The organism is Streptomyces bungoensis (assembly GCF_001514215.1).
GTDB lineage: Bacteria > Actinomycetota > Actinomycetes > Streptomycetales > Streptomycetaceae > Streptomyces > Streptomyces bungoensis.
This window is the reverse complement of record NZ_KQ948869.1, coordinates 111,190-136,723: the sequence shown is the minus strand read 5'-3', so window position 1 is coordinate 136,723 and position 25,534 is coordinate 111,190. Positions and strand designations below refer to the sequence as shown.

Here is a 25,534-nt window from a genome sequence, read left to right as displayed (position 1 = left end):
ATCAGTCGATCGACCGCAGTCACCGACTGACGCGCCCTACGAGCGTGAGCGGGCCGGGCCGTCACTCCTCGGGTTCCGCGTCCGCCGTACCGGTGAGGGCATCGCGCAGCGCGGCTCTGGAGGTGATGCCGAGTTTGGGGAAGACCCGGTAGAGGTGAGCGCCGACGGTGCGCGGTGAAAGGAAGAGCTGGGCGCCGATCTCCCGGTTGCTCAGCCCTCCGGCCGCCAGTTCGGCGATGCGCCGCTCCTGTGCGGTCAGCGCGGCCTGCCCCGGGGCGGGGCCGCCGCCCGGCGCGCCGGTGGCTCGCAGCTCGGCCTGTACCCGCCGCGCCCAGGGAGCGGCACCGAGGCGTTCGAAGGCGTCGGCGGCCTGGACCAGGACCGTGCGCGCCGCCGCGCGCTCCCTCGCTCTGCGCAGCCACATGCCCTGCGCCAGACGGACCCGGGCCAGTTCGAACGGATGGTCGGCGGCTGCCGGATGCCGCGTGGCGCGCTCGAAGGCGGCGCGGGCAGCCTCGCCTTCGGCTGTCATGGCCTCGGCTGCGGCGGTGAGGAAGTCCAGTCGCGGGGAGATGGCGGGCAGGCCCTGCTTCCGGGCGGCGTCGGTGTGGGCGCGGGCCTGCGCGCCGCGGCCCGTGTGGACGGCGGCCTCGACCAGGTCCAGCAGCGTCCTGGGGGCCTGCTGGGAGTAGGGGGTGAAGGTGCCGGGCGCGGTGAGGCCGCCGGCGTAGGCGTAGGCGCTTTCGTAGTCGCCCTCGGTGAGGCCGGTCGCGGCGCCGATGGCCTCGGCGAGCTGGGTGAGGTATCCGACCCCGCGGGGCCGGGCCCACCGGTCCAGCCGGTTCATCGCCTCCCTGGCCCGCGCGGCATCTCCCCGCCAGGCCGCGATCAGCCCCAGGAAGCCGTGGTACTGGTGCTCGAAGAGGGTGTAGCCGTGCCGGGTGCTCAGCTCCAGGCCGCGCTGCCCGGTGCGCTCGGCGGCGTCCCAGTCACCGCCGGTGATCTGGTCGAGCATGACCACCTGCAGCATGGTCATGGCGTTGGTGACGGCACCGCTGCCGACCTCCCGTTCGGCGACCTGCCGGACCAGGAACCGGTAGTCGCCGAGTGCGTCGAGGTAGTAGGCGGCCACGCTGAGCCGCATGACGTCCCACGGCTGTTCCTCGTCCAGCCGTGCGAAGAGCTCCTGCAGCCGCTCCCGGGCGCCGTGGCCGCGCCGGGTGATGTCTCCCCAGACGTCCCGGTAGAGCAGGGTGGTCTCGTCGGCACCGCGCCCTTGGGCGTCCACGAGGCCGTCGCTCACGCTCCACAGAGCCGGGTCGGCGCTGAACAGGCTGATGGCCAGGAGCAGGTTCAGCAGGCGTGTCCGGACGGCGGACTGGGAGTCGGTGCCGGTGTCCGTACCGGTCCTGGTCCCGGTATCGGATGGCATGGTCCGCAGTGCGTGGACGACGCGGCGGTGGGCCGACCGCACGTCGCCGTGCTGGTACAGGGCCGTGTAGGCGGCGGTGACCACGGCGGCGGGAGAGGGGGTGCCCGCCGCCAGCCGGTCCGACGCCTGCCGCAGTTCGTCGGCCGTGTCCAGCAGGGCGGACTGGGCGGCGACGAAGGCCGCGTCCCCCAGGCGGCGCGAGCGCGGCCCGGCCGCGGGGCTGAGTTCCGCGGCGCGGGTCAGCAGTGCCACGGCCGCCGTGGCGCCGCCGCGGGCGCTGGCCGAGCGTGCGGCACGCTCCAGGACGGCGGCGACGGTTTCGTCCGGGTCGACCGTGGCGGCCGCCAGGTGCGTGGCGTGCCGCTCCAGGTCCGCGCGATGCAGTTCGGCCAGCCGCGCGTGGGCCGCCCGGCGCTCATTGGGAGTGGCCGTCTGCAGCAGCGCCGAACGCACCAGCGGATGCCGGAAGAGCAGCTCACCGGACGCGGCGTCCAGTACCAGCAGGCCCCTGGCGACCGCCTCTTCGGCCTGCTGCAGCCGGTAGCGCGGCCGCCCGGCCGTCGGCGTGCCGGCTCCGCCGCCGTCCAGTGCGGCCAGGAGCAGACGGGTGCGTTCGGCGGCAGGCAGGTTCCGGATCCGGTCGCCGTACATGTGCTCCAGGCGGCGCGGCAGGGGCAGCTCGTCGGCCGTCATGCGGCCGGCGGTGCCCTGCTCCACTGCCTGCGGCAACTCCGTCAGCGCCAGCGGGTTGCCCTGCGCCAGTTCCAGCACACGGGTGCGCACGGCCGGTGGCATACCGGGGGCGCGCATCCGGAGCAGGTCGGCGGAGGACTCGGGGCCGAGCTGAGCCAGTGACAGCTCCGGCACGGCGGCGGAGTCCCAGGCCGAGGGCGTGTCGGCACGGACGGCGGTGATCATCCGTACGGCATGTCCGGCAAGACGGCGGGCGATGAATCCGCCCACTTCGGCGCTCTGCGGATCGAACCAGTGCCCGTCGTCCACGATCAGGAGCAGTGGCACCTCGCCGGAGGCCAGGGCCAGGACGTCGAGCACGGCGATACCCAGGGCCATCACGGAAGGGGCCTGGCCCGTCCGCCGCCCGAAGACCGTGTCCAGGACCGCCTGGGTGGTCTGGTCGAGACCGGACATCGTGTGCAGCAGCGGGTGCAGTATCTGGTGGAGACCGGCGAAGGGCAGCGCCATCTCCGACTCCACGCCCGTCACCCTGATGACGCGGTGCCCCAGGGCCCCGGCCTGGTCGGCGGCCGCGGCCAGCAACAGGCTCTTGCCCATTCCGGCCTCGCCCCGTACGAGCACCGCCTGCCCGTGGGACGACGCCACCAGCCGTGACAGCTCACCGAGTTCGGTGTCCCGGCCGACTATCGGATGCGGCTCCATGGCGTTCCCGTCCTCTGCCCGGCGATGCGGCTGCGACGGCAGCCGGCGCTGCGGCGGCCCTGCGTACAGCACATCACACGCCCTTGTGGGACGGGCCGCCACCCCCTACTTTGAAATACCGAACCACTCGGTTTAGTTTTTATGAGGCACGGGAGCACACGCGCCCGCCACATCACCCGGAAGGAACCACCTCGATGCGTTACGCAGTCCTCGGCACCGGCATCGTCGGCCAGACCATCGCAGGGAAGCTCGCCACCCTCGGCCACGAGGTCGTCCTCGGCACCCGCGACCCCGAGGCCACCATGGCCCGCACCGACCTCGACCCCTACGGCAACCCGCCCGCCGCCCAGTGGCTGGCCCGGCACCCGCTCGTGCGTCCGCTGTCCTTCGCGGACGCCGCCGCCTTCGGCGAGGTCGTGGTCAACACCACGGCCGGCGCCGCCTCGCTGCAGGTGCTCGAGACAGCAGGCCGCGACAGGCTGGCCGGCAAGGTCCTCATCGACATCGCCAACCCCCTGGACTTCTCCGCGGGCATGCCGCCGGCCCTGAACCCGGTCAACACCGACAGCCTCGGCGAGCGGATCCAGCGAACCTTCCCCGAGACGAAGGTCGTCAAGACCCTCAACACCATGAACGCGGCGGTCATGGTGGAGCCGTCCCGCGTGGCCGGGACGCACCACGCCTTCGTCTCGGGCGACGACACCGACGCCAAGAAGCTCGTCACCGGCCTCCTGACCGAGTTCGGCTGGCCCACCGGGAGCGTGATCGACCTCGGCGACATCAGCACCGCGCGCGGTACGGAGATGCTGCTGCCGATCTGGCTCCGCCTGTGGGGCGCGCTCGGCCACGCCGACTTCAACTTCCACATCGCCGGCGCCTGAACCGGGAGCCGACGGGCCGCGGCCGCCGGGCACCACCCGGACCGACCGCCGGCCCGCCTCCGCGATGGCCCCGGGCGCATACCGAACCGAACCACTCGGTGCGCCTGCCCTTATCCTGCGGCAATGGGCGAGACGAGCATGAGCAAGGGTGCCGGACGGCCGCGTTCCGCGGAGAAGGACGCGGCGATCCTCCGCGCGGCCCTGGAACTGTTGGCGACCCACGGCTACACCCGTATGAGTCTGAGCCAGGTGGCCGCGTCGGCCCAGGTCAGCAAGTCCACCATCCACCTGAGGTGGAAGACCAAGGCCGACCTGCTGACAGCGGCCCTCGCCGCCGTACGCATGGCGGACGCCCCGCCCGCGGTCGGCGACACACGACAGGACCTGGTGGCGATCCTGGAGGACTTCGCGGCGACGGTGCAGCGCGTGCGCGGCATGGCCCTGATCGGCACCTGCCTGGCGGAGGAGGCCCACACCCCCGATCTGCTCGCCCTGCTGCGCGAACGGACCGTGCTGCCCCGCCGGGCCCTGCTGCGCGAGGTGCTCGAACGAGCCCGGGAACGGGGGGAGATCCGCCGGGACGCCGATCTGGAGGCGGCCGTCTCCGCTCTGCTCGGACCCTTCTACGCCGACTACATGGCCGGCCGCGGCGGCCGCCGGACATGGGCCGAACAGGCCGTGGACCTCGTCCTGACCGGACTGCGCACGCCAGGCGCATGACCCCGGTCGTGCCGCTCCGCGCGGCCGAGTTCGGCGGTCCAGGCGGGCCTGGCTCCCCCCGCGGGATGACCGCGGAGGGACGTGGTCGATGCTGTGGCCTGTGACAGCTGATCCTCACCGAGCCGAAGCCGAACCGAGGGACGGAGACGGGGAGAGAGGCGGAGGCGGAGGCGCGGGTGCCCGTCCCGCATCCGCTCCGCCGTCGCCTCCTGCCGAGAGCGCGCACCGGCCGCACCGCCCCCGGCTGCGGCGATGGCTGCGGCGCGCCGCACTCGGCTGTGCCGTCGTGCTCACGGTCGTCACGGCGGCCTCGTTCGTCTACAACGGCGTCACGGCCGGGCGCGCCGCGCCGCCCCGGGGGCTCAGGTACGTGCAGGCCGCCGACATCCGCACGCGCTTCCAGACCTGGGGTACGGCGGGCCCACCGGTCGTCCTGGTGCACGGCGCCTTCGAATCCGTGGACACCTGGTCACGCCTTGTCCCGCTGCTCGCCCGGGACCACCGGGTGTACGCGCTCGACCTGACGGGCGACGGATACAGCGAGCGCCACGGCCCCTACACGGTGGACCACTTCACCCGGCAGCTCCTGGGTTTCCTGGACGCCGTGCACCTCGGCGGTCCGGGCGAGCGCCCGCTGCTGGTGGGGCACTCCAGCGGAGCCGCCGTGGTCACGGAGGCCGCCTTGCGGGCCCCCGGCCGCCTGGGGGGTGTGATGCTCCTCGACGGCGACGCCCTCGACACGGGTGCCGGGCCGCCGCCGGCCTTCAAGTACGCGCTGATCGACCCGTACCGCACCAGCCTGCTGCGGCTCGGGCTCGGCATCGACGCGCTGATCCGCGGCGTGTACCAGGCACAGTGCGGGCCCGCCTGCCCGCGGCTGGACGCCGCCGGTCTGGATCAGTGGCGACGCCCGCTCCGGGTAGCGGGCGCGGAGGACGCGCTCTGGAGCATGCTGGCCGCGGGTGTGCCGGGTCTGCCCGCGGACCGCGTGGCCCGGCTCGCCGGGGTGCACCTGCCCAAGTCGGTGGTGTTCGGTGCCGACGACGACGTGTTCTCCCGGCAGACGCCGCAGGAGACCGCCCGGCGTATCGGCGCACCGCCCGCGACGCTCATCCCGGGCGCCCGGCACCTGACGATGATCTCCAGCCCCGAGGCGGTGGCGGTGGCCGTGGACCGTCTCACAGCGGCATCGGCCGCGGCGTCCCGGTGACTCCCACGACCACCGCTCCCCCGGTTCCGCACCACCACCGAGGGTCGCCCGGCGCCACGGACCTCGCCGGAGCGCGGCGACGGCGGGCACCACGACATCGGTGCCGGTCGTGACATCCGACCTCCTCGGACCGGCTCCTGGCCCTGTTGTCAGTGGTGGGCGGCAGGATGCCGGTCATGACAACACCTGCAGCAGTGCTCGTGGATGCCGCCGCCTACGCGCAGGCGGTCGAGGACGCCGTACGGGCGGCGGCCGCGTACTACGCGGGCGGCACCTCGGCGCTGGACGATGACGCCTACGACCGGCTGGTGCGAGGGATCTCCGCTTATGAGGCCGAGCACCCCGATCAGGTGCTGCCCGACTCCCCCAGCGGGAAGGTGGCAGGCGGCGCGGTGGAGGGCGACGTGCCGCACTCGGTGGCGATGCTGAGCCTGGACAACGTCTTCTCCGCCGAGGAGTTCACCGCCTGGACGGTGTCCCTGGGGCGCCGTATCGGGCACGAGGTCACCCGTTTCGGCGTCGGGCCGAAGCTGGACGGGCTCGCGATCGCCGCCCGCTACGAAGGCGGCCGCCTCACCCGGCTGGTCACCCGCGGGAACGGGACGGCCGGGGAGGACGTCTCGCACGCGATCGGCACCATCGAGGGGCTGCCCGGGCACCTGGCCGAGCCGGTCACCGTGGAAGTCCGGGGCGAAGTCCTCATGACGACCGCCCAGTTCGAGCACGCCAACGAGGTGCGCACCGGCCACGGCGGGCAGCCGTTCGCCAATCCGCGCAACGCCGCGGCGGGCACGCTGCGGGCCAAGGAGCGCCTCTACACGGTGCCGATGACGTTCTTCGGCTACAGCCTGCTCCCCTTGCCCGGCACCGATCCGGATCTGACGGAGCGGCTGAACGCGGCCGCGCACAGTGACCTGATGGGCCTGGCGGCCGAGCTCGGCGTGCACACCAGCGCCCGCACCGCGGTCCCGGACACCGTCGCCGAGAACGCGCAGCAGGTGCTGGCACGGGTGCAGGAGATCGCCGCGCTCCGTGCCGAACTGCCTTTCGGCATCGACGGCATCGTCATCAAGGCCGACCTCGCCGCCGACCAGCAGGCCGCCGGATCCGGCTCCCGTGCGCCGCGGTGGGCGATCGCCTACAAGCTCCCGGCAGTGGAGAAGATCACCCGGCTGCTGGAGGTGGAGTGGAACGTCGGGCGTACCGGGATCATCGCCCCGCGCGGCGTCCTCGAACCGGTCGTCATCGAAGGCTCCACCATCACCTACGCCACCCTGCACAACCCGGCCGACATCACCCGGCGCGACCTGCGGCTGGGCGACCAGGTCATGGTCCACCGCGCCGGCGACGTCATCCCCCGGATCGAGGCTCCGGTCGCCCACCTGCGCACCGGCGACGAACAGCCCATCGTGTTCCCGGAAGTCTGCCCGCGCTGCGGATCGGCCATCGACAGGAGCGGGGAACGCTGGCGGTGTGCGCAGGGCCGCAACTGCCACCTGGTCGCCTCCCTCTCGTACGCCGCCGGCCGCGACCAGCTCGACATCGAAGGCCTCGGTCGCACCCGTGTCGTCCAGCTCGTCGACGCCGGCCTGATCACCGATCTCGCCGGCCTGTTCACCCTCACCCGCGAGGCCTTGCTGGGCCTGGACCGGATGGGCGAGACCAGCACCGACAACCTGCTCGCCGCGATCGAGAAGGCCAAGCAGCAGCCGCTGTCGCGAGTGCTGTGCGCGCTCGGGGTGCGAGGCACCGGCCGCTCCATGTCCCGGCGTATCGCCCGCCACTTCGCCACCATGGACGCCCTCCGCGCCGCCGACGCCGACGCGATGCAGCGAGTCGAGGGCATCGGCTCCGAAAAGGCTCCCTCGATCGTCGCGGAACTCGCCGAACTGGCCCCCCTCATAGACGAGCTCGCCGCCGCGGGCCTCACCATGACCGAGCCGGGCGCCACCCCTGCCCCGGCCGCCGACGAGACGCCCGCGGCCGCAGCGGAGGGCGGCCCGCTGGCGGGCATGGCGGTGGTCGTCACCGGCGCGATGACCGGGGCCCTGGAGAAGCTCTCCCGCAACGAGATGAACGAGCTCATCGAGCGGGCCGGCGGTCGCTCCTCCTCCAGCGTCTCCAAGAGGACAGCGCTCGTCGTCGCGGGCGAGGGGGCGGGATCCAAGCGCGCCAGGGCCGAACAGCTCGGCATCCGCCTCGCCACCCCCGACGAGTTCGCCGCCCTGGTCGCCGGCCTCCTGACCTGAGCCGCCGACCGCGCGCGCAGGGGGCCGTACCAGTGCGGTACGGCCCGTACACGCCCGGCACAACCGGCCGCGGCGGTTTCCGTTCATCCCCTGTGGATCACCTTGGACGGCGATAGGATCACCGGCAAGGCGGGGTCGTAGCACAGAGGTAGTGCGCCGCGACATCATCTCGGAGGACGTCGGTTCGAATCCGGCCGCCCCGCCCCTCAGAGCACGGAGCGAAAGCGTTGACGGGCCGGACGAGGCACTGCCTACGTCCGGCCCGTTCGTTCGCCGCCAGAGATCCAGCTGGTGCTGCGGTGTCGTGTGCGTGTGCGTGGGCGTGTGGCCGAGACTGTCGTTGATCTGTGTCATGTGCGTGTTGCTGTCGGCTTCTCTGTCAAGTTCAGCAGGTTGAGCCGAGGCCACGCTGGGGCCCAGGTGCCGTTGCATCTTCATGGCTAGATGTCGGGCCGTGCATGGGCTGACGAATCCCCGTACGGAGGGCACAACCCAGTTGGTGGCGAGCGAACCAATGGCCGTAGCTCTTGCCAGACTCGTGATCCGGACGTCTCCGTCATCGACGTCAATGCCGACGACGACGGAGACGGGTGAGGGCCCCGGGACTTCGAGGCAATTGACGTCCCGTGGCCCTCTTTCTACCGGCGGCCGGTTCAACCGGAGAGGCGAATGGGGCTCCGGGCCCGGCCTGCCGGCGGGTCACATGGCGCGCCTGGTGCGCACCGCGTTCGCGCTGTTCAACGAGGCTGGAGGGTGCGGGCGGGTCGGCGGTGCGGGCCGCGGTGGCTGCTGTGTCGGGGGTGAAGCGCTGGCCCGGCGGGTGCAGGAGCACAGAGGTGATCACGGTGGCGGATCCGGTGCGGTGGGCGAGCCGTTTGCTGGTACGGGTGGGCAGGCGGTGGTAGGGGTTGGTGCGGGCCGGGAGCACGGCGATGGTGCTGCGGTAGTGGCCGGCGGCGATCAGAGCGTCGGCGTGGAGGGCGAGGACGGCGTCGGCCTGGTGGGTCAGGCGGCAGTTGCGGGCGAGGTGGAGCAGGGCGTTGATGCTGAAGCCGGTGGAGCGGAAGGCGACCGCGGCGGTGATCTTGCGGCCGGTGCGGGCTGCCAGCTGGCCTGCGCAGGCGGCCACGTCCGCGTCGGCGCGGGCGCCTGTGAGGACGGCCAGGACGCCACCTGCGGACGGCCGGCCGGTGACGGTGTAGGCGTGCACGCCCTGCTGCAGGGTGCGGCGGGTGGGTTGCGGCGGCTGGGGCTGAGGGTGGTCATGACGGTCGTCCTTCCTGATGGTGCGGGCTGGTGCCGGTCACGTCGTCCGCCTCGTGCCTCGCCTCGTCGCTGTCATTGCCTCCGCCGCGGGTGGCGATCAGGGACCAGGCGATGGAGACGGTGATGGTGACGACGATGACACCGAGGGTGAGGGGGATGGGCAGCTTGCCGACGGGGGTTTCGGACAGGATGAGCTTGACGCCGGCGAAGGCGAGCAGGACCGCGAGCCCGTAGTGCAGGTACTGGAAGCGGCGCAGGAGTCCGGCGAGGCAGAAGTACAGGCTGCGCAGGCCGAGGATGGCGAAGGCGTTGGCGGTCCAGACGATGAAGGTGTTGGTGGTGATGGCCAGGACGGCGGCGACGGAGTCGACGGCGAAGATCAGGTCGGTGGCCTCGACGGCGACCAGCACCACGAACAGCAGGGTGGCGATGCGTTTGCCATGCACGCGGATGAAGAACTTGCCGCCGTGGAAGCGCGGGTCGGTGGGGATGAGTTTCTTGACCAGGCGGACGACCGGGTTGCGGTCGGGGTGGACCTCTTCGTCCTTGGAGAGGGCCATCTTCCAGCCGGTCCAGATCAAGAACGCGCCGAAGAGGTAGGCGGTCCAGAAGAACACCTGCAGCAGCTCGGCGCCGATGAAGATGAACACCAGCCGGGCCGCCAGCGCCCCGATCACACCCCAGAACAGCACCTTGTGCTGGTAGGCGTCGGGGACGGCGAAGAACGAAAAGACCAGCGCGAACACGAAGACGTTGTCGATCGAGAGGGCCTTCTCGATCAGGTAGCCGGCGTAGTAGGTGGAGGACGCCTCGCCGCCCTGCCAGGCGAAGAGGATGAGGCCGAAGCCGAGGCCGATGGCGATCCACAGACCGCTCCACAGGGCGGCCTCGCGGAAGCCAATCACGTGGTTGTCGCGGTGGGCGATCAGGTCGACGGCGAGCATGACGCCGATGCCGAGCGTGACCGCGGCCCACACCCACAGCGGGACGGCGAACGACAGTTCATTCATGGTGGATCGGCTTCCTCGGGCTGGGTGTGAAGGAAAGGATGGTGCCCCGGGCCTGGCGGCTTACGGAGGGCTGCCGGGCCCGGGCGCTGATTCAGTTCGCACAGGCGTTCACCTCCCCGGTTCAGGCGGGTCGCCGCACGGCGGTGCGGCGGGGCGGAGGGCGAGTGCGACGCACAGGCCGCCGACGACCAGGTCCACCAGCGCCGGCAGCCACCACGGTGCGAGCGTGTGCAGGCCGTTCATCACGCCTGCCCGGGGCGGGGGGCGGGCCGGCGGCGCTGGGCGAGCGTCCATACGTTGCGCACCCCGGCCGGGGACAGGTCGGCCGGCCCCAGGCCGGCGCTGGCGACGGAGACCGTCCAGCGGGTGGGGGTGACGGCGTAGACGAAGGGCCCGCCGCGTACGGCGGAAGCTTCGATCAGGCTGTGTGCGTCCAGGCCGGCCGGTCCCCGGATGGAGGCCACCACCAGCGGAGAGTGATGGCGAGCGGCCAAGGCGAGGACCCCGCCTGCGGCCCGCAGCCGCATCTGTCCGCCGCCGTCGGCCGGGGCGCGGTGGGCGACGGGGATGTAGCCGACCCCGGCAGCACGCAGCCGGGGCAGCACGCGGGCCAGGAACACCCGGGCCGCCTGCGCGTCCGCGCGGGCACGCTCCGGGATCTTCGACGGCGCGGGCAGGACGGCGACCAGCAGCACCGGTGCCTTGCGCGGTGCGGCCAGCCGTACGGCCGCATCGACCACAGCCAGGTCGTCGGGGCGGTTGGTCACCAGCGCGGTGACCGAGTGCGGCAGGGACAGCGGCAGCACCGGAGATCCGGTGTCCGCGGGGCGTGTCAGGGGCGGGGCGGAGGTCTGGGAGGACATCGTGACCCCCTTTCAGCAGGGTCGTGGAGGGTTATGGGGGTGTGTCCAGCGTCACCTGACCCTTTGATTCCCGTCAGATATTACGCGAAAACTTTTTCGCCAATTATTTTTCGCGAAATGATGTTGGTTATGCGAAGCCGGGTTCGTATGATGAAGGCCATGAGCCAGCCCTCCAGCCCGCGCGGCGACCAGTGGACCTTCCTGACCAACCACGCCCGGGTCCTGATCACCCTCGCCCGCGACCCCGAAGCGCGCGGACGCGACGTCGCCGACGCCATCGGCATCACCGAACGCGCCGTCCAGCTCATCGTCGCCGACCTCGAAGCGGCCGGATACCTCACCCGGACCCGCGTCGGGCGCCGCAACCGCTACACCATCGATCCCACCGTCGCCCTGCGCCATCCCAGCGAGGCAGGCCACCCCGTCGGCGACCTCCTGGCCACCTTCCTGCACCGCGAGGACACCCCCGCCGACGACCGCGAACGCGCCGCCTCGTAACCGGCACGCGCCTGGACGTGGCGGCGCTCCGGTGTGCAGCAGCCGGTCCCGGCCGCCCTCTCCAGTGGGGCGGCCGGGACCGATCCTTTGCCCGAGCCTCAGCGGCCGGGGCAGGGCACGGCCAGCGCCGCCCACGGCACCGGCGAAGCCGCGTGGACGAACGGGCCGCCGCGGATGACGGCGGCCTCCATCACCGTGCACGCATCCAGGCCCGTCGGCCCGCTGCGCGAGACCACCAGCAGCGAGCAGCCGTGCAGGACCGCCGTGTCCAGCAGGGCCTTCGCCGCGTGCAGCCGCCCGCCCCCGCGAACGGCAGGGCGGTGGTAGACGGCCGACCGGTGGGCGATCCCCGCGCGCGCCAGGCGCGGCAGGGCCCGCCCCAGCACCGCGCGGGCCGCCGCCGAGTCCGGGCACACGGCCCCGGCCCTGGGCGGCGGCGCAGGCATGACTGCGATCAGCAGCAGCGGTGCGCCGCGCGCGGACGCGAGCCGGACGGCCACGTCCACCACGGCGGTGTCATCCAGACGGTCGGCGAGCACTGCGGCCACCGGGAACCGCCGGCGGGCGACCGAGGAGGCGGCACCCGGGGCGGGCGAGGAGTTCGAGCGGAAGGTATCCATGACGGTCGCGCTTTCCGGGAGGACGGAAGGAGGGGCACTTCCAGCGTCCCCGCCACCCGAAATTCACGTCAATACTTACGCGAAAGATTTTTCGCGTATATCTCATCGTATGTCTCGGGTCGGGTGTCCGCCTTCTGCCACGGGTGTGTCGATTTCCTGCGGAGCGGGATCAGTGACGCTGCCACGTCAGCGGGTGATCACTTGAGATCGGGCGACGCGGGGTGGGCGGTGTCCCTGGTACGGGGTTGAGCGGGCCGTACCCGGACCACGCCGGTACCGTCGGCCAACTGCCGCCTCAGTCCCCGGTTCTCCACTGTGGACTGGTGGAGGGCACCGATTAGCGCTTCCACGTCGGCTTTCATCCCGGCGATCTCTTCGGTATCCGCGGCCCTCAATTCCTTCAGCCGCCGGACCTGCCTGCGCAGCCGCTTCTCGCTGTCCGGGATCTGCCCGCGGGCACGGACTTTGTCATAGAACTCGTTCTTCAGGTCTGGGCGGCGCTGGGTGAGCGCGTTGCGGGGACACCGGCTTCACGTGCGAGGGCGACGATGGTCAGGGCGCCGTTGGAGTGCTCGGGGCGGCCGTCCAGGATGCGGTCCATCGCCGCGCAAGTGCGGTCGCGTTCGTCCAGGGCTGGGCTCATGAGGTCGGCTCCTGCGGGTGGATGCGGTCGTGTTCGTGGCGGTCGGCCAGCGTGCGCAGCAGGGCAGCGCGGCGGGCGAGGCGGTCAGCGAGGGGGCCGGGAACCGTCTCGGAGGCGGCCTGCTTCTCCAGGGCCTGGGCGTGCTGAAGGAGCTGGGCGGCATGATGGTCGGTGCGCGCGTCGTTCGCGCACCGACGGCCGGCAGCGGTCCAGCCGCAGCGCGTCGTCGGCGTCCAGACGGTGGCACAGGGCCCGATCCCGGTTGTAGACGCACATCAGCAAGGAGCGCGGGTTGTCGTAGACGGTCAGGGCGGGGTTGCCGAGGATGTCGCGGGCCTGGCGGTGGGTGCGGATGGAGCCGGCGAAGGCCGGTGCCTGCGCCGCGGCGTGGATCGCGCGGCGCGCGGCCGGGCCGGAGATGCCCAAGAACAGGCAGTAGTCGTCCGTGTAGTTGCGCTTCGTCTCCTGCGCGAGACGGGCGAACGATGACCGGCACAGATACCGGCTCAGTACCTCGTCGATCCGGTAGTCCGGAGAAAGAAGAATCGGATCCCAGGATGAATCCCAACGCGATCGTCACGTACGGCCAGGTCCTCCCACCCGGCCAGAACGGGCACCCGGTCCAACGCCACTTGGCGATCTGTTGGCACCCAGAACGTACGCCAACCCAGCACTTATCCACCCCCTGCTCGATCCGCTTCAACACGCCAATCCAACAGGGAAGACGGCGATGTCGGTCAGAAGGCCACCCAGGTCCGGATGAAGCGCTCGGGCCTCTCGGATCGACTCGGCCTTCATCCATCGGCCGAGGCCGTGTCCCCGGTGCTCGGGCAGCACACCGGTGCCGTAGTGCCGGCCGTCACCGGTGCCGTCGCCGGGGATGACGAGTTCGGTGAACCCTGCGATCGAGCCGTTGGAGACGTCGACGGCGACGTCGGTGTGCAGCCGGTCGCCGCGCTGTTCGACGGCCTTCGCCGCGGCCTTGACGCGGTCCACGTCCCAGGTCAAGGTGCCGTGGTCGGTAGCGTCCATGGGCATGTCGTCCGTGGCACGACGGGAGGCGGCGAACGTCTGGGCAAGGCAGTCGGGGACGGTTCCCTGCCACGACATCAGCCGGTAGCCGGTATGCGGATGCTCGATGATCTCGTCGAGGGCGGCGGTGTCCACTTCGGCCAGGGGCAAGCGGGCGAACCTCAGGGTGAGGACCTTGCGGAAGCCGCGCGCCGACAGAAAGTGGTCGCCGGGCGATCCGGCCTCGGCCTGCGCGACGACGCAGCGTCGGACATTGTCCCGGGCCGTGGCCACGGCCGCGTCGAGGAGCCGGGAACCGACGCTCTTGCGCCGCTCCCCGGGATGGACATGGAGGGTCAGTTCGGCCAGATGCTCTTGTCCAGGATCGGTGGACAGCCGTAGAAAGGGCGTCCCGACAGGAATGGAGGAGTCGGCGTCGGACGCCAGCCACGCGAGACGCCGGCTGTGCGGTCCGTCGGCGGGGTTGACGAAAGCCCCGTGCGTCGCCGCCGCTCATTCGCGCTGCACGGTCAGCCGACGTCGACCACGATCTTGCCCTGCGCGGTGCCGCTCTCCACGGCCGCGTGGGCCTCGGCGACGTCGGCGAGCGTGAAGTGCCGCGGGTCGAGCAGTGGCCTGAGTGCCCCGGCGTCGGCGAGGGCGGCCGCTTCGCGCATGATCTCGCCGTGGTGCTCCCGACCGCGCCCGGTCAGCAGGGGCAGCAGGGTGAAGACGCCGGAGTAGGTCGCCCCGCGGAAGGACAGCGGGGCGATGCTGTGGGTCCCCCAGCCCAGGGCGCTGACGACGTGGCCCGTGTAGGTGCGCACCGCCGTGAAGGAGGCGTCGAGCACGGAACCGCCGACGGTGTCGAAGACGACGTCGAAGCCCTCACCGCCGGTGTACTCGGCGACGTACTCCTCGACGGAGGAGGCGGTGTAGTCGATCGGGGTGGCTCCCAGTCGCTCGACGACCTCGTGTCGCGCGGGCGAGGCGGTGGCGAAGACCTCGGCACCGCGGGCTCGGGCGATCTGGACGGCCACATGGCCGATGCCGCCGGCCCCGCCGTGGACGAGGACCTTCTGCCCCGCGCGGACCTGCGCCCGGTCGACCAGGCCCTCCCAGGCCGTGATGAAGACGAGCGGCAGGGCGGCGGCCTCCCGGAGGGTGAGGGCGGCCGGCTTGCCGGCCAGTAGACGGGCGTCGACGGCCGCGTACTCGGCGAGGGAGCCCTGCACGTCGCCGACGCCGCCGGTCATGCCGAAGACCTCGTCGCCGGGCGCGAAGCCGTGGACATCAGGACCGACCTCCTCGACCACGCCGGCCAGGTCCAGGCCGAGGACGGCCGGCAGCGTGCGCCGGGCGTGGGCGGCCTTGCCGGCCCGGATCTTGGTGTCCAGCGGGTTGACGCCGCTGGCGCCGACCTTGACCAGTACCTGGCCCGGGCCGGGGGTGGGTACGTCGATCTCGCCGAGGACCAGCGGGGTGCCGAACTCGTGGAGGACCACTGCGCGCATGACTGCGCCTCTTTTCCTGTCGTGCTGGGGTGGGAGCGGACCGGCGCGGCGCCGCACCGGGTGCGGTCAGGTGTGGGCGGTCACGAGCAGGCGTGCCGCGGACTTCGCCTCCTCGACGACGGCGCGGTCCTGGAGCAGGCGTCCCGAGGTCAGGGCTCCGTCGATCAGGAGTCCGATGTGCCGGGCAAGTGCGTCCGGGGCGGTGGCTCCGGCCCGCTCGCTCAGCTCGGTCAGCCAGGCGTGGCGGCGCCGGGTGTGCTGCACGGTGACGGCCCGGGCCTCGGAGTCCAGGTCGGCTTCGACGGCCGCGCTGACGAACGGGCAGCCGAAGAAGCCGTGCCGGTCGAAGGCGTCCGTCAGCGCGTCGAACAGGCCGACGAGCTGTTCACGGGGGTCGTCGCCGGTACGGGCGGCGGCGTCCTGCAGCTGTGCCGTCCAGGAGTCGTCGGTCCTGCGCAGGTACGCGGCGACCAGCTCCTCCTTGGTGCGGAAGTGCACGTACAGGGTCGACTTCGCGACGCCCGACGCCGCGATCACCTGATCGATGCCGACTCCACGCAGCCCGTTCGCGTAGAACAGCTCCGCCGCCGCGCCGAGGATCCTCTCCTCGGACTTGGTCTTCCTGATCCGCGTCGCCATCACCGCACCTCCTTAATCAAACAGACTAGTTCGTTCGATTAGTGGGAGCAAGTGCCTGGGCGGCGAGGGCGTCGCGCAGCAGGCCGGCCCGTTCGCGCAGCGAGAGCGGGTCGAACTGGCCTGCGGCCGCCCGCGATGCGGCGGGTTCCACGCCGGGCAGCGCGGTGCGGACGGCCCGGGTCGGCAACCGCGCGATGTGGCCGCTGACGAGGTCGTCGCCAGTCGACGGTGCTGCGCCCCACCGCACAGGGCTGACCGCCGAGGCACCGAGGCCGCTCTGCGCCCGGCGACGGGAGCATGGGCGGTGACGTCGCTGGTCACCGGGTGGATGACAAGCCCCGGCCCGGGCAGCCACAGAGAGGGGCCTGGGCGGCAGGATCGCTCATCGTATCGACCGATGGCGCGAGTTTCGACCGCGAACGGCCCTCCTGACAGCCCTCACCGCCTGCACGACGGCAGGCTCCTCTCACACCCCGCAGTGCAGGACCGCGACCGGAGGGACCCCCGCCATGTCACCCGCTGACTCCCAGCTGCTCGAACCGATGACCGAAGCCGTCCACGCCGTCGGCGCGCTGGTGCGCACGTTCGACCTCCCTCCCGAGCCGGCCCGGGACCGGGAGGAGTTCCTGCACCGCTTCTCGGCCGTCGACGAGCCCGCGCTGGCCCTGCTGCACGAGCGCCTCGGCCCGCTGCGGCCCGGGGCCGTGTGGGCCGACGAACTGGACACCCGCCTGCCCGGGGACGGGGAGGTGTGGATCGCCGACGCCGTGGACGGCGCGGTGCAGTTCCTCCAAGGGCTGCCGCAGTGGTGCGTCTCGCTCACCCTGGTGCGCGAGCGCCGAGCGGTGGCCACGGTGCTGCACCACCCGTTGCTCGGCGAGACCTGCGTCGCGGCGCCGGGCGGCGGCGCCCTGCGTGACGGAAGGCCGATGCGCCCCTCCGGCAAGCGCACGCTCGACGCCGCCCTGCTGGGCACCAGCCAGCCGCCGGGTGTCGCCCGCGAGCCCGAGGCCGTACGGGGCGCCGGCCGGTCGCTGAGCGCGCTGCTCCCGAAGGCGGGCGCGGTCCGCGACCTCGGCGCCACCTCCTGGCAGATCGCCGACACCGCGGCCGGCCGGCTGGACGGGTTCTGGCAGTACGGCACCGACGACGCCAACCTGATCGGCCCCGCGCTGATCGCCGCGGAGGCCGGCCTGACCGTCACCGACCTCGCCGGACGGCCGTGGCGGGCCGGCGCCGACGGCTTCCTCGCCGCGCCGCAGCCGCTGCATCCCCTGATCCTCGACACGATCCTCGGCTGACGCCGCCACACTGCACGGTGTGAAGCACAGCGAAGGCAACCACGGCGGCGCCCCCGACCCGGGTGACGCTGACGTCCTGTCGGCCGCCGACCAGCGTCTGATCGCCGCGCTGCAGTGCGACGGCCGCGCGGCCGCGGAGCGGCTGGCGAGCGTACTCGGCGTCAGCACCCGCGAGGTGCACCGGCGGCTTGGGGCCCTGACCCGCCAGGGCACCGTCCGCGTCCGCGGCCGCCTGGCGCAGCCCCCGGATCTGGGAGCGGTACAGCTCCGCATCCGCGTGCTGCGCGGCAGGCTTCAGCAGATCGTCGCGGCGCTCGCCGCCCGGGACGACATCCCGTTCCTGGACGTGTCCGCCGCGGGGGACGAGATCCACGCCGTCCAGTTCACCCGCGGGTCCGCCGCCCAGCGCAACCGCCTGCTCTTCGAGCAACTGCCCGCCACCAGCGCCGTCACCTCGGTGGAGGCGCAGACGGTGCTGCACGCCTTCCGCCAGGCCCACGAGTGGCGGCTGGACGTGCTCGCCCCGGCCGAGCGGCAGGCGCTCACTCCGCCGTGCGTCGCCCCGGCGTGGCGGGAGTTGGACGAGGCCGACCGGGCCATCGCAGCCGCTCTGGCCGAGGACGGCCGGTCGTCCGCGTCGGCTGTCGCCGAGCGCACCGGTCACCCGGCCTCGACGGTCCGCCGGCGACTGGCCGCGCTGCTCTCCGAGGGCCTGCTGCGCACGGAGGTCGTGGTCGATCCCCGGCGGCTGGGCCTGCATGTCGACGCCAACGTGTGGCTGCAACTCCCGCCCGACCGGCTGGACGCGGCCGGCCGGGCCCTCGCCGCACACCCGGCCGTGCACGGCGCACTGGCCGGCACCGGGCGCAGCAACCTCTCCCTGGCGCTGTGGCTGCCGGACACCGCAGCGCTGTACCGCTTCATCAGCGAGGACCTCACCGGTCTGGGCATCACCGCCGCGGAGACCTTCCTGGTCGGCCGGGCCGTGAAGCGCCCCGGGTGAGCACGGATGCCACTGACGGCGCCGATCGCCGTGCCGGCGCCGGTGTTCGCGGCCGGCGCGCCAGGCCGTCTGCCAGAGCGCTGACGAGGCGGATGAGGGTGGGTTGCGTCGCCGAGCGGTCACGGCATGGTCAGCCGCCGATGGTGGTCAGGCCGGCGATGCCTATGGCGTAGAGCACGAGGACGGCGATGCTGTCGACGCCCATCCGCAGATACTGCCGCTGCGGCCGGAAGATCAGCCCGGTGATGTAGACGGTGGTCAGGATGATGCCGAGGGCGGTGAGGTAGATGTCGGTGTGGTGAGCGTCGGGAAGCACCGGCTTGCCGGAGATGACGGTGGCCGGCAGGAACAGCACCGGCAAGAAGGCGTTGCCGCCGAAGATGTCGCTGATGGCGAGCTGGTAGTCGCCCAGCTTCGTCGAGGTCAGCCCGGTGCTGATCTCCGGCAGGGAGGTGGCGGTGGCCAGCACGGTCGCGCCGAAGAGGATGCCGCTCAGGCCCTGCCGGGCGAAGAACTCCTCACCGCTGCGCTCGATCACCACACCGGCGACCAGCGTCGCCACGGCGGCGGCGGTGAAGACCAGCGCCGCTCGCCCGGTGCTGACGCCCTTGCCGGTGGCGGCCTTCTCCTTCTTGCCCTTGGAGTGGCCCCGCGGCTCCGGCTGAGCGCCGGGGGCGTCCCCGCCCTCCCGCCACGGCAGCCCCTTGCCGGCCCGGTTCAGCAGCAGCAGGCCGATCACCCAGAAGGCGGCGACGACCACGGCTGCCGGGCTGAGCCGGGCGAAGGCCAGGCCGCCGGACAACTGCGTGCCCATGACGACCACGCCCAGCACGGCGATGACCAGCGCGCCCTCCAGGACCAGGACGAGACTGGCGGCCAGCCGGGTCAGCGGGGCGCGCGGCCGTACCCCCGCCGCGTCCAGGACGACCAGTACGACCGTCTGGACGGCGATGCCGCCCAGGATGTTGCCCACCGCCACCCCGAGCTGACCGGCCACGGCAGCGCCGGCCGTGATGGCGATCTCCGGCAGGTTCGTGGCGATCGCCAGAAGGATCAGGCCGCCCAACGCGCCGCCGAGGTGGAGACGTTCGGAGAGCACATCGGTCGTGTCGGACAGCTTGATCCCCGCGTACCAGATGACGGCCGCACTGGCCAGGAAGAGCACCAGCAGTGCAGGCGAGCTCAAAGATCCCATGAGTCGCCGGGTACCCGAGACGACGCGAAATATCGACCTTCGGTCAGTGGCCAGGGGTCCAGTACTGCCCGTCAGACCCGGCGCAGGACCGTCGACTCGGCTTCCTGAACGGCGCGCGAACGCGTGGCCGCAGCCGATCTCCCGAGAGACCGGCTACGGCTCGACACGTCATCAGGTCACCGTCATCGGCGTCAGCTGACGTCCTTGCAGGGCAGTCCGACGGAGGTGTACGTGCCGCCGGAGAGCTCCCACCCCTCGGCGCAGGTCTGACCGGTCCCCCTGCCGGACCCCGCCACGCCGGGATAGGCGCTGTCCTGGCCGTTGACCCTCATGTTGGGGCCCCAGACGTTGATGTGGCCGTAGAACCGGTTCGTGCCGCTGTAGCTGCCTCGGGTCGTGTAGCCGGACGCGTTGCCGGTCACGCTGATGCAGACCTTGTGGTTGCATCCGCGCGCGTCCTTCAGCCGAGCCTCGCTGCCCACCCGAAGACACACCTCCTTCGCGCATGTCCAGCTCGCGCTGGACGCCTGAGCCGTCTCCGCGGCTCCGGCGGCCGCGCCGCTGCCTACGACCAGGCCGAACACCGCTGCCGCGACGAGTACCGAACGCATCGAGCCTCCTGTGTGAGGGTGTGCCGGGCCCAGGGCCGTCCCCGGGGCCTCGGCTCAGGGATAGCCGGGATTCCTTGTTCGGTGTCCGGACGGCGGCGATGAACAATCAATCGCCGAACATCAAGGGCCGGCCGGCGCGCGCGAGCCCCAGCCGTCGGTGGTGGCTCCGGGCTGGAGGTGTCGTCCACTGAACGGAGGAGCCGAACCCGAACGTCACACCGGACGGTGACGAGCGGGCCGGGAATCGCCGCCTCGGCACCGGTGACTTCCCCGGGCGACGACACTGGTCGCAGAACAGGTCGGATCGGGGGAAACATGCCGCGCAGAGAGTCACCGCTTCCCGAAGGCGACGGCCCGGTGGTGAGGTTCGCCGCAGAGCTGAGGGAACTTCGCCGGACGGCGGGCAGCCCCTCGTACCGCGATCTCGCGGCACGCGCCCACTATTCGGTGGCGACTCTGTCAAGCGCCGCCGCGGGCCGGAAACTTCCGTCCCTGGAAGTGACCCGGGGCTACGTCAGTGCCTGCGGCGGCGACGTGGAGCGATGGGAGGCCCTCTGGCACACAACGGCCGCGGGCGTCGCTCTCGCGGAGCGCACGGCGGACGGCACCGCTCCCCCACCGGAGGAGGAGGACTCGCCCTACCCGGGACTCGCCTCCTTCGGCTCACGGCAGAGCCGGTTCTTCTTCGGGCGTGAACGCGTGGTCGAGCAGTTGCGAAGGCGGCTCACGGAACAGCGGTTCATCGCCCTCTTCGGTGCTTCGGGAGCCGGCAAGTCCTCGGTGCTGCACGCGGGGCTGTCACCGCGCCTGCGATCCGAAGGCCGATCCGTCGTCTCGCTCACACCGGGCGTCCGGCCGCTGGAGGAGCTGGCGGTACGTCTGGCGGGCCATGTCACCACCACGCCCGGTCGCCTGCTGCAGGAGGTGCGCGCACACCCCGTGAACCTCCACCTCCTCCTGCGTCAGATCGTCACCGAGAACCCCGGGCGGGGCGAGGTGATCCTGGTCGTCGACCAGTTCGAGGAACTCTTCACCCTCTGCCCCCAACAGGAGGAACGGAACCACTTCATCAATGCTCTGCTCATGGCCGCCCGGGCCGGCAACAGCGCGTGCCGCGTCGTTCTGGGGGTCCGCGCGGACTTCTACGCCCACTGCATCGCACACGTCGAACTCGCCAGGGCCCTCGACGCGGCGATGGTGACCCTGGGCCCGATGGACTGCGAGGAACTCCACCGGGCCATCTGCCGCCCCGCGGACGCGGTCGGCTGCCGAGTCGAGGGCAGGCTGCTGGCCTATCTGATCGCCCAGGCCCAGGGCAACGCCGGGATACTCCCGCTGCTCTCCCACGCGCTCCTGGAAACCTGGCGGCACCGCCGGGGCACGCTGCTGACCATGGAGGCCTGCCGGACCGCGGGGTCCATTGAGCACGCCCTGGCGCACAGCGCCGAACGGTTCCACGAGGCGCTCAGTGCCCGGCAGAAGGAGGCAGCCCGGCACATCTTCCTGAGGCTCGTCGCCGTCGGGGAGGGCGTCGAGGACACCAAACGCCGCATCCGCCGCTCCGAGTTGTCCCCCGATCCGGACACCATGACGATCGTCGATCGGGCCGCCGCCGAGCGACTGATCACCGTGGACGGCCAGCACGTGGAACTGACGCACGAAGCACTCATCCGCGGATGGCCACGACTGGGCGGATGGCTCGCGGAGGACCGCGAGGTCCTGCGCACCCGTCGGCAGCTGACGGAAGCGGCCGCGACCTGGGCGCACCTGCAGCGGGACCCGGGCGCCCTGCTGAGAGGCGCACGACTGGAAGCGGCCCGCCCCCTGGCCCAGGCCGAAGACGCGGGTCTCACCGCACGCGAGAGGGCGTTCCTCGACGCGAGTCTGGCAGCGGACAGGGCGGCCATGGCGGAAGCGGCCCGGCGCAGGCGCCGACGGCGTCTGCTGATCGCCGCGGCGGCGGTGCTCCTCCTCGTGTCCCTGACCACCTCGCTCCTCGCGGTGCTCGCCGACCGGGAGGTCAGGGCCCAGCGCGACGAAGCCGTCGCCCGCAACGCGAGCACGGCGGCCACCGAACTGTCGCATCGCTCACCGGGTCCAGCCGCACAGCTCGCCCTGGCCGCCTACCGGTTACGGCCTGGCCGGCACAGCCGCGACGCGCTCCTCAGCACGCTGATGTCCACGTGGACCGCGCACAGGGCCGAGATGTACGCCATCGACATCAGCCCCGACGGCGGCGTCCTGGCAACGGGAGGCCGGGACCGCACCGTGCGCCTGTGGGACGTGCGTACCCCACGTCACCCCCGTGAGACAGCTGTGCTCACCGGCCACAAGGACGCCGTCTACGCGGTCGCCATGCACCCCAGCGGCTCCGTACTGGCCGGCGCGGGAGCCGACGGAACCCTCATCCTGTGGGACATCACCGACCCGCACCGACCGCGCCGGCTGTCCACCGTGCGGACGCACACGAAGACGGTACGCGCACTGGCCTTCAGCCCGTCCGGAGCCACCCTCGTGAGCGCCGGCAGCAACGGGGACGTGGTGTTGTGGAACACCCGGTCCGTCACGAGACCCGTCCGCGGCGTCAGCTTGCACGGCCATCAGGACGAGGTCCGGTCCGTGGCCTTCAGCGCGGACGGACGGCTGCTGGCGAGCGCGGGAGGGGGCGACGAACACGTCATCCTCTGGGACACCACGTCCCCGGCTCACCCCGTCGAGCGCGCCGACTGGCAGGCGCACACCGGTACCGCTCTCTCCGTCGCCTTCAACCCGCGCACCGCTGTCCTCGCCACGTCCGGCGGCGGTGACCGTCCCGTGAAACTGTGGCGCGTCACGGGAACGCACCGCCCGGTCCTGCTCGCCGCACTGGACGGGCCCACCGACGTGGTCGGCAGTGTCGAGTTCAGCCCCGACGGCCGCATGCTGGCGGCGGCCAGCGACGACCGCACGGCCCGGATCTGGCGAGTCTCCTCACCTCGGCGGCCCCGGAAGGACACCGTGCTCACGGGATTCACGACGGCGGTACTGGGACTGAAGTTCACTCCGGACGGTCAGCAGGCGATCACCGGCGTGTTCGACGGCACCGCCCACACCCTGCCGACCGATTTCGGCCGACTGGTCGCCCACGCGTGCACATACGCCGGCCGACCCCTCACCCACGGCCAGTGGCGCCACTACCTCGGTGGAGTGCCCTACCGCCGGCTGTGCTGACAGCAGGGGGTTCCACCGCTCAGGGCGTACGAGGTGCTCCCTTCGGAGGAAGGACGCTGAGCAGGACGCGCGAGGTCAGGCCCAGAGCTCCCGGCTGTCGCAGACCAGTGCCCCCATGTTCCGCTCCATCATGCGCAGCGCCGCGTCCGCCAGGTCCTCGTGGATGTGCGCCACCGCGTCCCGGGGGACGACGACGTCGAAGTGCCGGATGTGCGCGTCGAGGGACGAGTAGAGCACACACTGCTCGGTCACCTGGCCGGAGAGTACGAGCCGCTCGATCCCCTGCTGCCGCAGCAGGTACGCCAGCGGAGTGTCGAAGAAGATCGAGTGACGGGCCTTGAGTACGAACAGGGAACCCTTGTCGGGCCGCAACGGCTCGACGAGCCCTGCATGCGGCCCGGCCAGCGCGTGATCCAGCAGTTCGCCGTGGTGGGAACGCCACTCGCCGAAGTTGTCGTTCACGTAGATCACCGGCACGTCGTCGCGCCGGGCGCGTGCGAGGAGGTCGGTCAGCACGGGCACGACGGTTGTCACCGAGGGGAGCAGCAGCTCGGCGTCCTCGTGGTCGTATGTGTTGATCATGTCGATGACGATCAGCGCGGTCTTGCTCATGCCGCCTGAGTTCCACGCGGAGGGGGCGGGCAACCGGGGGGGGTGACGGAGAACGATCTCGGCGTACACCTTCGTGATCCCCGTGTCTCAGAGCGCGTGGGTGAGCAGGGGGAGATAGCCGAGGGAGTGGCCGCCGGCCGTCGGGTGGTAGGACGCACCGAGGTCCAGCCAGTCGACGCTGTGCAGCCAGGGTGCTGACGAACATATCTCGTGGCCGCCGAAGGCCCTCCGCACGTCGACGAAGGTGAAACCGTGGGCGGCGGCGCGCGCGGCGAGCACCTGGTCGAGGTGGTCGGCGGCGGCGTTGAGCGCGGCCCGGTCGGTGTCCGGCAGGCCGCCCGAACAGCTGCCGTGCAACTGGTACAGGCGCGGGTAGCCGAGCACCACGACACGGGCGGCGGGCGCCTTGCCGCGGATGGCCGAGTAGAGACGGTCGAGGTCGCCCGGCAGCGCTCGGTCCGTGGCGGCGCGGGCCTTGGCCACGGCGGACCGGCACCTGCCGCCCCCGCCCAGCGCGCAGGTCGCCATCACGCTGGTGAAGCCCACGTCCCGGCCGCCTGCCGTGATGGTGACCAGGCCGGTACGCGGGCCCAGGGGGCCCAGCTGGTCCTTCAGCACGTCGCCGGTCCGGGCGCCGTCGCAGGCGGTGAAGCTGAACGACGACGGCGAGTGGGCCGCGGCCCACAGGGCGGGGAAGGACAGGCTGCTGCGCAGGCAGCGCGGAGCGGCGGTGAGGTAGCTACCGGCGCCGACCCCCGCCGAGTAGGAGTCACCGAGGGCCACGTAGCCCGTGGCCGCGAGGCCGGGTGCCGCCGCGGTGGCCGCGGGACCGGCGAGGGTGCAGGCGGCCGCGAGCAGGAGGGCGGCCGCCCAGGGCGCTATCCGGGACTTTCTCATGACTCTCCTCTATCCCGGCCCGGCCGGCGCCGCCCGCCCCGGTCCCCCGTGCGCCCCGCCCGGGTTGACGGATGCCGCCGCTCATGGCGCGGGCGCGGAACCGTGTGAGGTCGGGAGCGCGAGTCCGGCGTAGGCCCGCGGCCGAGGTCCCGTCCGCCCGGCTGGTTTCACCCGATGGGCCGTCGCCCGCATGGCGCACAGCCCGCACCGCTTCGGCGGGGCCGGCGTGACGTGAAGCGAGGAACACGTGTGTCGTGGGTTGAGGAGTCCTATGAGATCGACATCCCTAGCGCTCCCGGCTCTCCTCACGTGCCTGCCGGAAGGCATCGGAGATCGTCTCCGCAGCACCCGACAGGGCGCCCTTCGTCTTGCCTCGTGCGCCGGACTCCATGACTTTCCCCGTGAGCTCGGTCAGCCCCGCGGGCTTGCGCGGCCCCGCTTCCAGGTCGAGGCGGTTGCACGCCTCGGCGAAGCGGAGGTAGGTGTCGACGCTGGCGACCACGATCCGTATGTCGATCTTGAGTATCTCGATGCCGACCAGGGAAACCCGCACGAACGCGTCGATCACCAGCCCGCGGTCGAGAATGAGTTCCAGCACGTCGTACAGGCCGCTCGAACCGCCTCCGCCGCCCTGCTGTGTCGCCACGGTCATCGCGACCAACCCCTCGCGCTTCGTATCTGCTCAGTACGGTCTCATCGGCGCTCGGCTGGCGGCGATGTAGGTCTCCCCGTGCTAATAACCCCGAAACCG

At 72.0% G+C, this 25,534-nt stretch carries 22 protein-coding genes and 1 pseudogene; 8 read left to right on the top strand and 15 right to left on the bottom strand.

Annotated elements, in window-relative coordinates:
* Window positions 1-61 precede the first annotated feature (61 nt).
* On the bottom strand, window positions 62-2,830 hold the full coding sequence (locus AQJ66_RS29575) for a helix-turn-helix transcriptional regulator (protein WP_061928145.1): 2,769 nt from the start codon (window positions 2,828-2,830) through the stop codon (window positions 62-64).
* A 194-nt stretch (window positions 2,831-3,024) separates the two neighbouring features.
* Between AQJ66_RS29575 and AQJ66_RS29570 the strand changes: the two genes are divergently transcribed.
* From AQJ66_RS29570 to ligA, 4 genes are all read left to right on the top strand, one after another.
* Window positions 3,025-3,711, top strand: coding sequence for an NADPH-dependent F420 reductase (locus AQJ66_RS29570; RefSeq protein WP_061928144.1), 687 nt, complete (start codon window positions 3,025-3,027; stop codon window positions 3,709-3,711).
* Between the two features lie 123 nt (window positions 3,712-3,834).
* Window positions 3,835-4,431, top strand: coding sequence for a TetR/AcrR family transcriptional regulator (locus tag AQJ66_RS29565; RefSeq protein ID WP_061928143.1), 597 nt, complete (start codon window positions 3,835-3,837; stop codon window positions 4,429-4,431).
* Window positions 4,432-4,717: 286 nt separating this feature from the next.
* Entirely contained in the window at window positions 4,718-5,641 is a 924-nt protein-coding gene (locus tag AQJ66_RS29560) for an alpha/beta fold hydrolase (RefSeq protein ID WP_061928142.1), read from the top strand.
* A 176-nt stretch (window positions 5,642-5,817) separates the two neighbouring features.
* Entirely contained in the window at window positions 5,818-7,890 is a 2,073-nt protein-coding gene (ligA, locus tag AQJ66_RS29555; protein ID WP_244162977.1) for an NAD-dependent DNA ligase LigA, read from the top strand.
* Between the two features lie 565 nt (window positions 7,891-8,455).
* Here ligA and AQJ66_RS39115 read toward each other — a convergent pair.
* From AQJ66_RS39115 to AQJ66_RS40400, 4 genes are all read right to left on the bottom strand, one after another.
* Window positions 8,456-9,100, bottom strand: a complete 645-nt coding sequence (locus AQJ66_RS39115; protein WP_061928140.1) for a hypothetical protein — start codon at window positions 9,098-9,100, stop codon at window positions 8,456-8,458.
* Between the two features lie 52 nt (window positions 9,101-9,152).
* Window positions 9,153-10,166, bottom strand: a complete 1,014-nt coding sequence (locus tag AQJ66_RS29540) for a TerC family protein (protein ID WP_061928139.1) — start codon at window positions 10,164-10,166, stop codon at window positions 9,153-9,155.
* A 108-nt stretch (window positions 10,167-10,274) separates the two neighbouring features.
* Window positions 10,275-10,409, bottom strand: a complete 135-nt coding sequence (locus AQJ66_RS40700; protein WP_279617342.1) for a hypothetical protein — start codon at window positions 10,407-10,409, stop codon at window positions 10,275-10,277.
* Entirely contained in the window at window positions 10,409-11,029 is a 621-nt protein-coding gene (locus tag AQJ66_RS40400) for a universal stress protein (protein ID WP_244162976.1), read from the bottom strand. The genes AQJ66_RS40700 and AQJ66_RS40400 overlap by 1 nt, the downstream gene beginning before the upstream one ends.
* Before the next feature lie 159 nt (window positions 11,030-11,188).
* Here AQJ66_RS40400 and AQJ66_RS29530 point away from each other — a divergent pair, with 159 nt between their 5' ends.
* Window positions 11,189-11,527 carry a helix-turn-helix transcriptional regulator gene (locus AQJ66_RS29530; RefSeq protein ID WP_079060514.1) on the top strand — a complete coding sequence of 113 codons (339 nt, stop codon included), beginning with the start codon at window positions 11,189-11,191 and terminating at the stop codon, window positions 11,525-11,527.
* 98 nt (window positions 11,528-11,625) lie between these two features.
* Here AQJ66_RS29530 and AQJ66_RS29525 read toward each other — a convergent pair whose 3' ends face one another.
* The 5 genes and pseudogenes from AQJ66_RS29525 to AQJ66_RS29505 all read right to left on the bottom strand — a co-directional run bounded on the left by AQJ66_RS29525 (window position 11,626) and on the right by AQJ66_RS29505 (window position 15,954).
* A complete protein-coding gene (locus AQJ66_RS29525) occupies window positions 11,626-12,147 on the bottom strand; it encodes a universal stress protein (protein ID WP_244162975.1) in 522 nt (173 codons plus the stop codon).
* A gap of 484 nt (window positions 12,148-12,631) precedes the next feature.
* On the bottom strand, window positions 12,632-12,790 hold the full coding sequence (locus AQJ66_RS39790; protein WP_159052664.1) for a hypothetical protein: 159 nt from the start codon (window positions 12,788-12,790) through the stop codon (window positions 12,632-12,634).
* A 726-nt stretch (window positions 12,791-13,516) separates the two neighbouring features.
* Window positions 13,517-14,287 (bottom strand): annotated as a pseudogene (locus tag AQJ66_RS29515) (GNAT family N-acetyltransferase); the annotation flags it as partial.
* Between the two features lie 44 nt (window positions 14,288-14,331).
* A complete protein-coding gene (locus AQJ66_RS29510; protein WP_061928137.1) occupies window positions 14,332-15,315 on the bottom strand; it encodes a zinc-dependent alcohol dehydrogenase family protein in 984 nt (327 codons plus the stop codon).
* Between the two features lie 66 nt (window positions 15,316-15,381).
* The gene (locus AQJ66_RS29505; RefSeq protein ID WP_061928136.1) at window positions 15,382-15,954 is read right to left on the bottom strand and encodes a TetR/AcrR family transcriptional regulator; all 573 of its coding nucleotides are present in this window, start codon (window positions 15,952-15,954) and stop codon (window positions 15,382-15,384) included.
* A gap of 509 nt (window positions 15,955-16,463) precedes the next feature.
* On the opposite strand from AQJ66_RS29505, the gene AQJ66_RS29500 reads away from it, so the two are divergent.
* Window positions 16,464-17,255, top strand: coding sequence for an inositol monophosphatase family protein (locus tag AQJ66_RS29500; protein WP_061928135.1), 792 nt, complete (start codon window positions 16,464-16,466; stop codon window positions 17,253-17,255).
* Window positions 17,256-17,274: 19 nt separating this feature from the next.
* Window positions 17,275-18,258, top strand: a complete 984-nt coding sequence (locus AQJ66_RS29495; protein ID WP_079060501.1) for an Lrp/AsnC family transcriptional regulator — start codon at window positions 17,275-17,277, stop codon at window positions 18,256-18,258.
* Window positions 18,259-18,388: 130 nt separating this feature from the next.
* Here AQJ66_RS29495 and AQJ66_RS29490 read toward each other — a convergent pair whose 3' ends face one another.
* Together AQJ66_RS29490 and AQJ66_RS29485 are read right to left on the bottom strand one after the other, a co-directional pair.
* Window positions 18,389-19,453: a sodium:calcium antiporter gene (locus AQJ66_RS29490; RefSeq protein WP_061928134.1), complete on the bottom strand. Its 1,065-nt coding sequence runs from the start codon at window positions 19,451-19,453 to the stop codon at window positions 18,389-18,391.
* 191 nt (window positions 19,454-19,644) lie between these two features.
* A complete protein-coding gene (locus AQJ66_RS29485) occupies window positions 19,645-20,064 on the bottom strand; it encodes a hypothetical protein (protein ID WP_159052663.1) in 420 nt (139 codons plus the stop codon).
* Window positions 20,065-20,562: 498 nt separating this feature from the next.
* Between AQJ66_RS29485 and AQJ66_RS29480 the strand changes: the two genes are divergently transcribed.
* On the top strand, window positions 20,563-23,274 hold the full coding sequence (locus AQJ66_RS29480; protein ID WP_061928132.1) for a WD40 repeat domain-containing protein: 2,712 nt from the start codon (window positions 20,563-20,565) through the stop codon (window positions 23,272-23,274).
* Window positions 23,275-23,349: 75 nt separating this feature from the next.
* On the opposite strand, the gene AQJ66_RS29475 is transcribed toward AQJ66_RS29480, so the two are convergent.
* The 3 genes from AQJ66_RS29475 to AQJ66_RS29465 form a co-directional block, all read right to left on the bottom strand.
* Complete coding sequence (locus tag AQJ66_RS29475) at window positions 23,350-23,886, bottom strand: cysteine hydrolase family protein (RefSeq protein WP_061928131.1); 537 nt, start codon at window positions 23,884-23,886, stop codon at window positions 23,350-23,352.
* A gap of 87 nt (window positions 23,887-23,973) precedes the next feature.
* Window positions 23,974-24,783 carry an SGNH/GDSL hydrolase family protein gene (locus AQJ66_RS29470; RefSeq protein WP_061928130.1) on the bottom strand — a complete coding sequence of 270 codons (810 nt, stop codon included), beginning with the start codon at window positions 24,781-24,783 and terminating at the stop codon, window positions 23,974-23,976.
* A 286-nt stretch (window positions 24,784-25,069) separates the two neighbouring features.
* A complete protein-coding gene (locus AQJ66_RS29465; protein ID WP_061928180.1) occupies window positions 25,070-25,435 on the bottom strand; it encodes a gas vesicle structural protein GvpA in 366 nt (121 codons plus the stop codon).
* Window positions 25,436-25,534: the final 99 nt, after the last annotated feature.

What these genes read in the sequence shown, in the direction of transcription:
- AQJ66_RS29575 (WP_061928145.1), bottom strand. Translation starts at nt 2,830, where the DNA reads ATGGAGCCGCATCCGATAGTCGGCCGGGACACCGAACTCGGTGAGCTG.
- AQJ66_RS29570 (WP_061928144.1), top strand. Translation starts at nt 3,025, where the DNA reads ATGCGTTACGCAGTCCTCGGCACCGGCATCGTCGGCCAGACCATCGCA.
- AQJ66_RS29565 (WP_061928143.1), top strand. Translation starts at nt 3,835, where the DNA reads ATGGGCGAGACGAGCATGAGCAAGGGTGCCGGACGGCCGCGTTCCGCG.
- ligA (WP_244162977.1), top strand. Translation starts at nt 5,818, where the DNA reads ATGACAACACCTGCAGCAGTGCTCGTGGATGCCGCCGCCTACGCGCAG.
- AQJ66_RS29540 (WP_061928139.1), bottom strand. Translation starts at nt 10,166, where the DNA reads ATGAATGAACTGTCGTTCGCCGTCCCGCTGTGGGTGTGGGCCGCGGTC.
- AQJ66_RS40700 (WP_279617342.1), bottom strand. Translation starts at nt 10,409, where the DNA reads ATGAACGGCCTGCACACGCTCGCACCGTGGTGGCTGCCGGCGCTGGTG.
- AQJ66_RS40400 (WP_244162976.1), bottom strand. Translation starts at nt 11,029, where the DNA reads ATGTCCTCCCAGACCTCCGCCCCGCCCCTGACACGCCCCGCGGACACC.
- AQJ66_RS29530 (WP_079060514.1), top strand. Translation starts at nt 11,189, where the DNA reads ATGAGCCAGCCCTCCAGCCCGCGCGGCGACCAGTGGACCTTCCTGACC.
- AQJ66_RS29525 (WP_244162975.1), bottom strand. Translation starts at nt 12,147, where the DNA reads ATGGATACCTTCCGCTCGAACTCCTCGCCCGCCCCGGGTGCCGCCTCC.
- AQJ66_RS39790 (WP_159052664.1), bottom strand. Translation starts at nt 12,790, where the DNA reads ATGAGCCCAGCCCTGGACGAACGCGACCGCACTTGCGCGGCGATGGAC.
- AQJ66_RS29510 (WP_061928137.1), bottom strand. Translation starts at nt 15,315, where the DNA reads ATGCGCGCAGTGGTCCTCCACGAGTTCGGCACCCCGCTGGTCCTCGGC.
- AQJ66_RS29505 (WP_061928136.1), bottom strand. Translation starts at nt 15,954, where the DNA reads ATGGCGACGCGGATCAGGAAGACCAAGTCCGAGGAGAGGATCCTCGGC.
- AQJ66_RS29500 (WP_061928135.1), top strand. Translation starts at nt 16,464, where the DNA reads ATGTCACCCGCTGACTCCCAGCTGCTCGAACCGATGACCGAAGCCGTC.
- AQJ66_RS29490 (WP_061928134.1), bottom strand. Translation starts at nt 19,453, where the DNA reads ATGGGATCTTTGAGCTCGCCTGCACTGCTGGTGCTCTTCCTGGCCAGT.
- AQJ66_RS29485 (WP_159052663.1), bottom strand. Translation starts at nt 20,064, where the DNA reads ATGCGTTCGGTACTCGTCGCGGCAGCGGTGTTCGGCCTGGTCGTAGGC.
- AQJ66_RS29475 (WP_061928131.1), bottom strand. Translation starts at nt 23,886, where the DNA reads ATGAGCAAGACCGCGCTGATCGTCATCGACATGATCAACACATACGAC.
- AQJ66_RS29470 (WP_061928130.1), bottom strand. Translation starts at nt 24,783, where the DNA reads ATGAGAAAGTCCCGGATAGCGCCCTGGGCGGCCGCCCTCCTGCTCGCG.
- AQJ66_RS29465 (WP_061928180.1), bottom strand. Translation starts at nt 25,435, where the DNA reads ATGACCGTGGCGACACAGCAGGGCGGCGGAGGCGGTTCGAGCGGCCTG.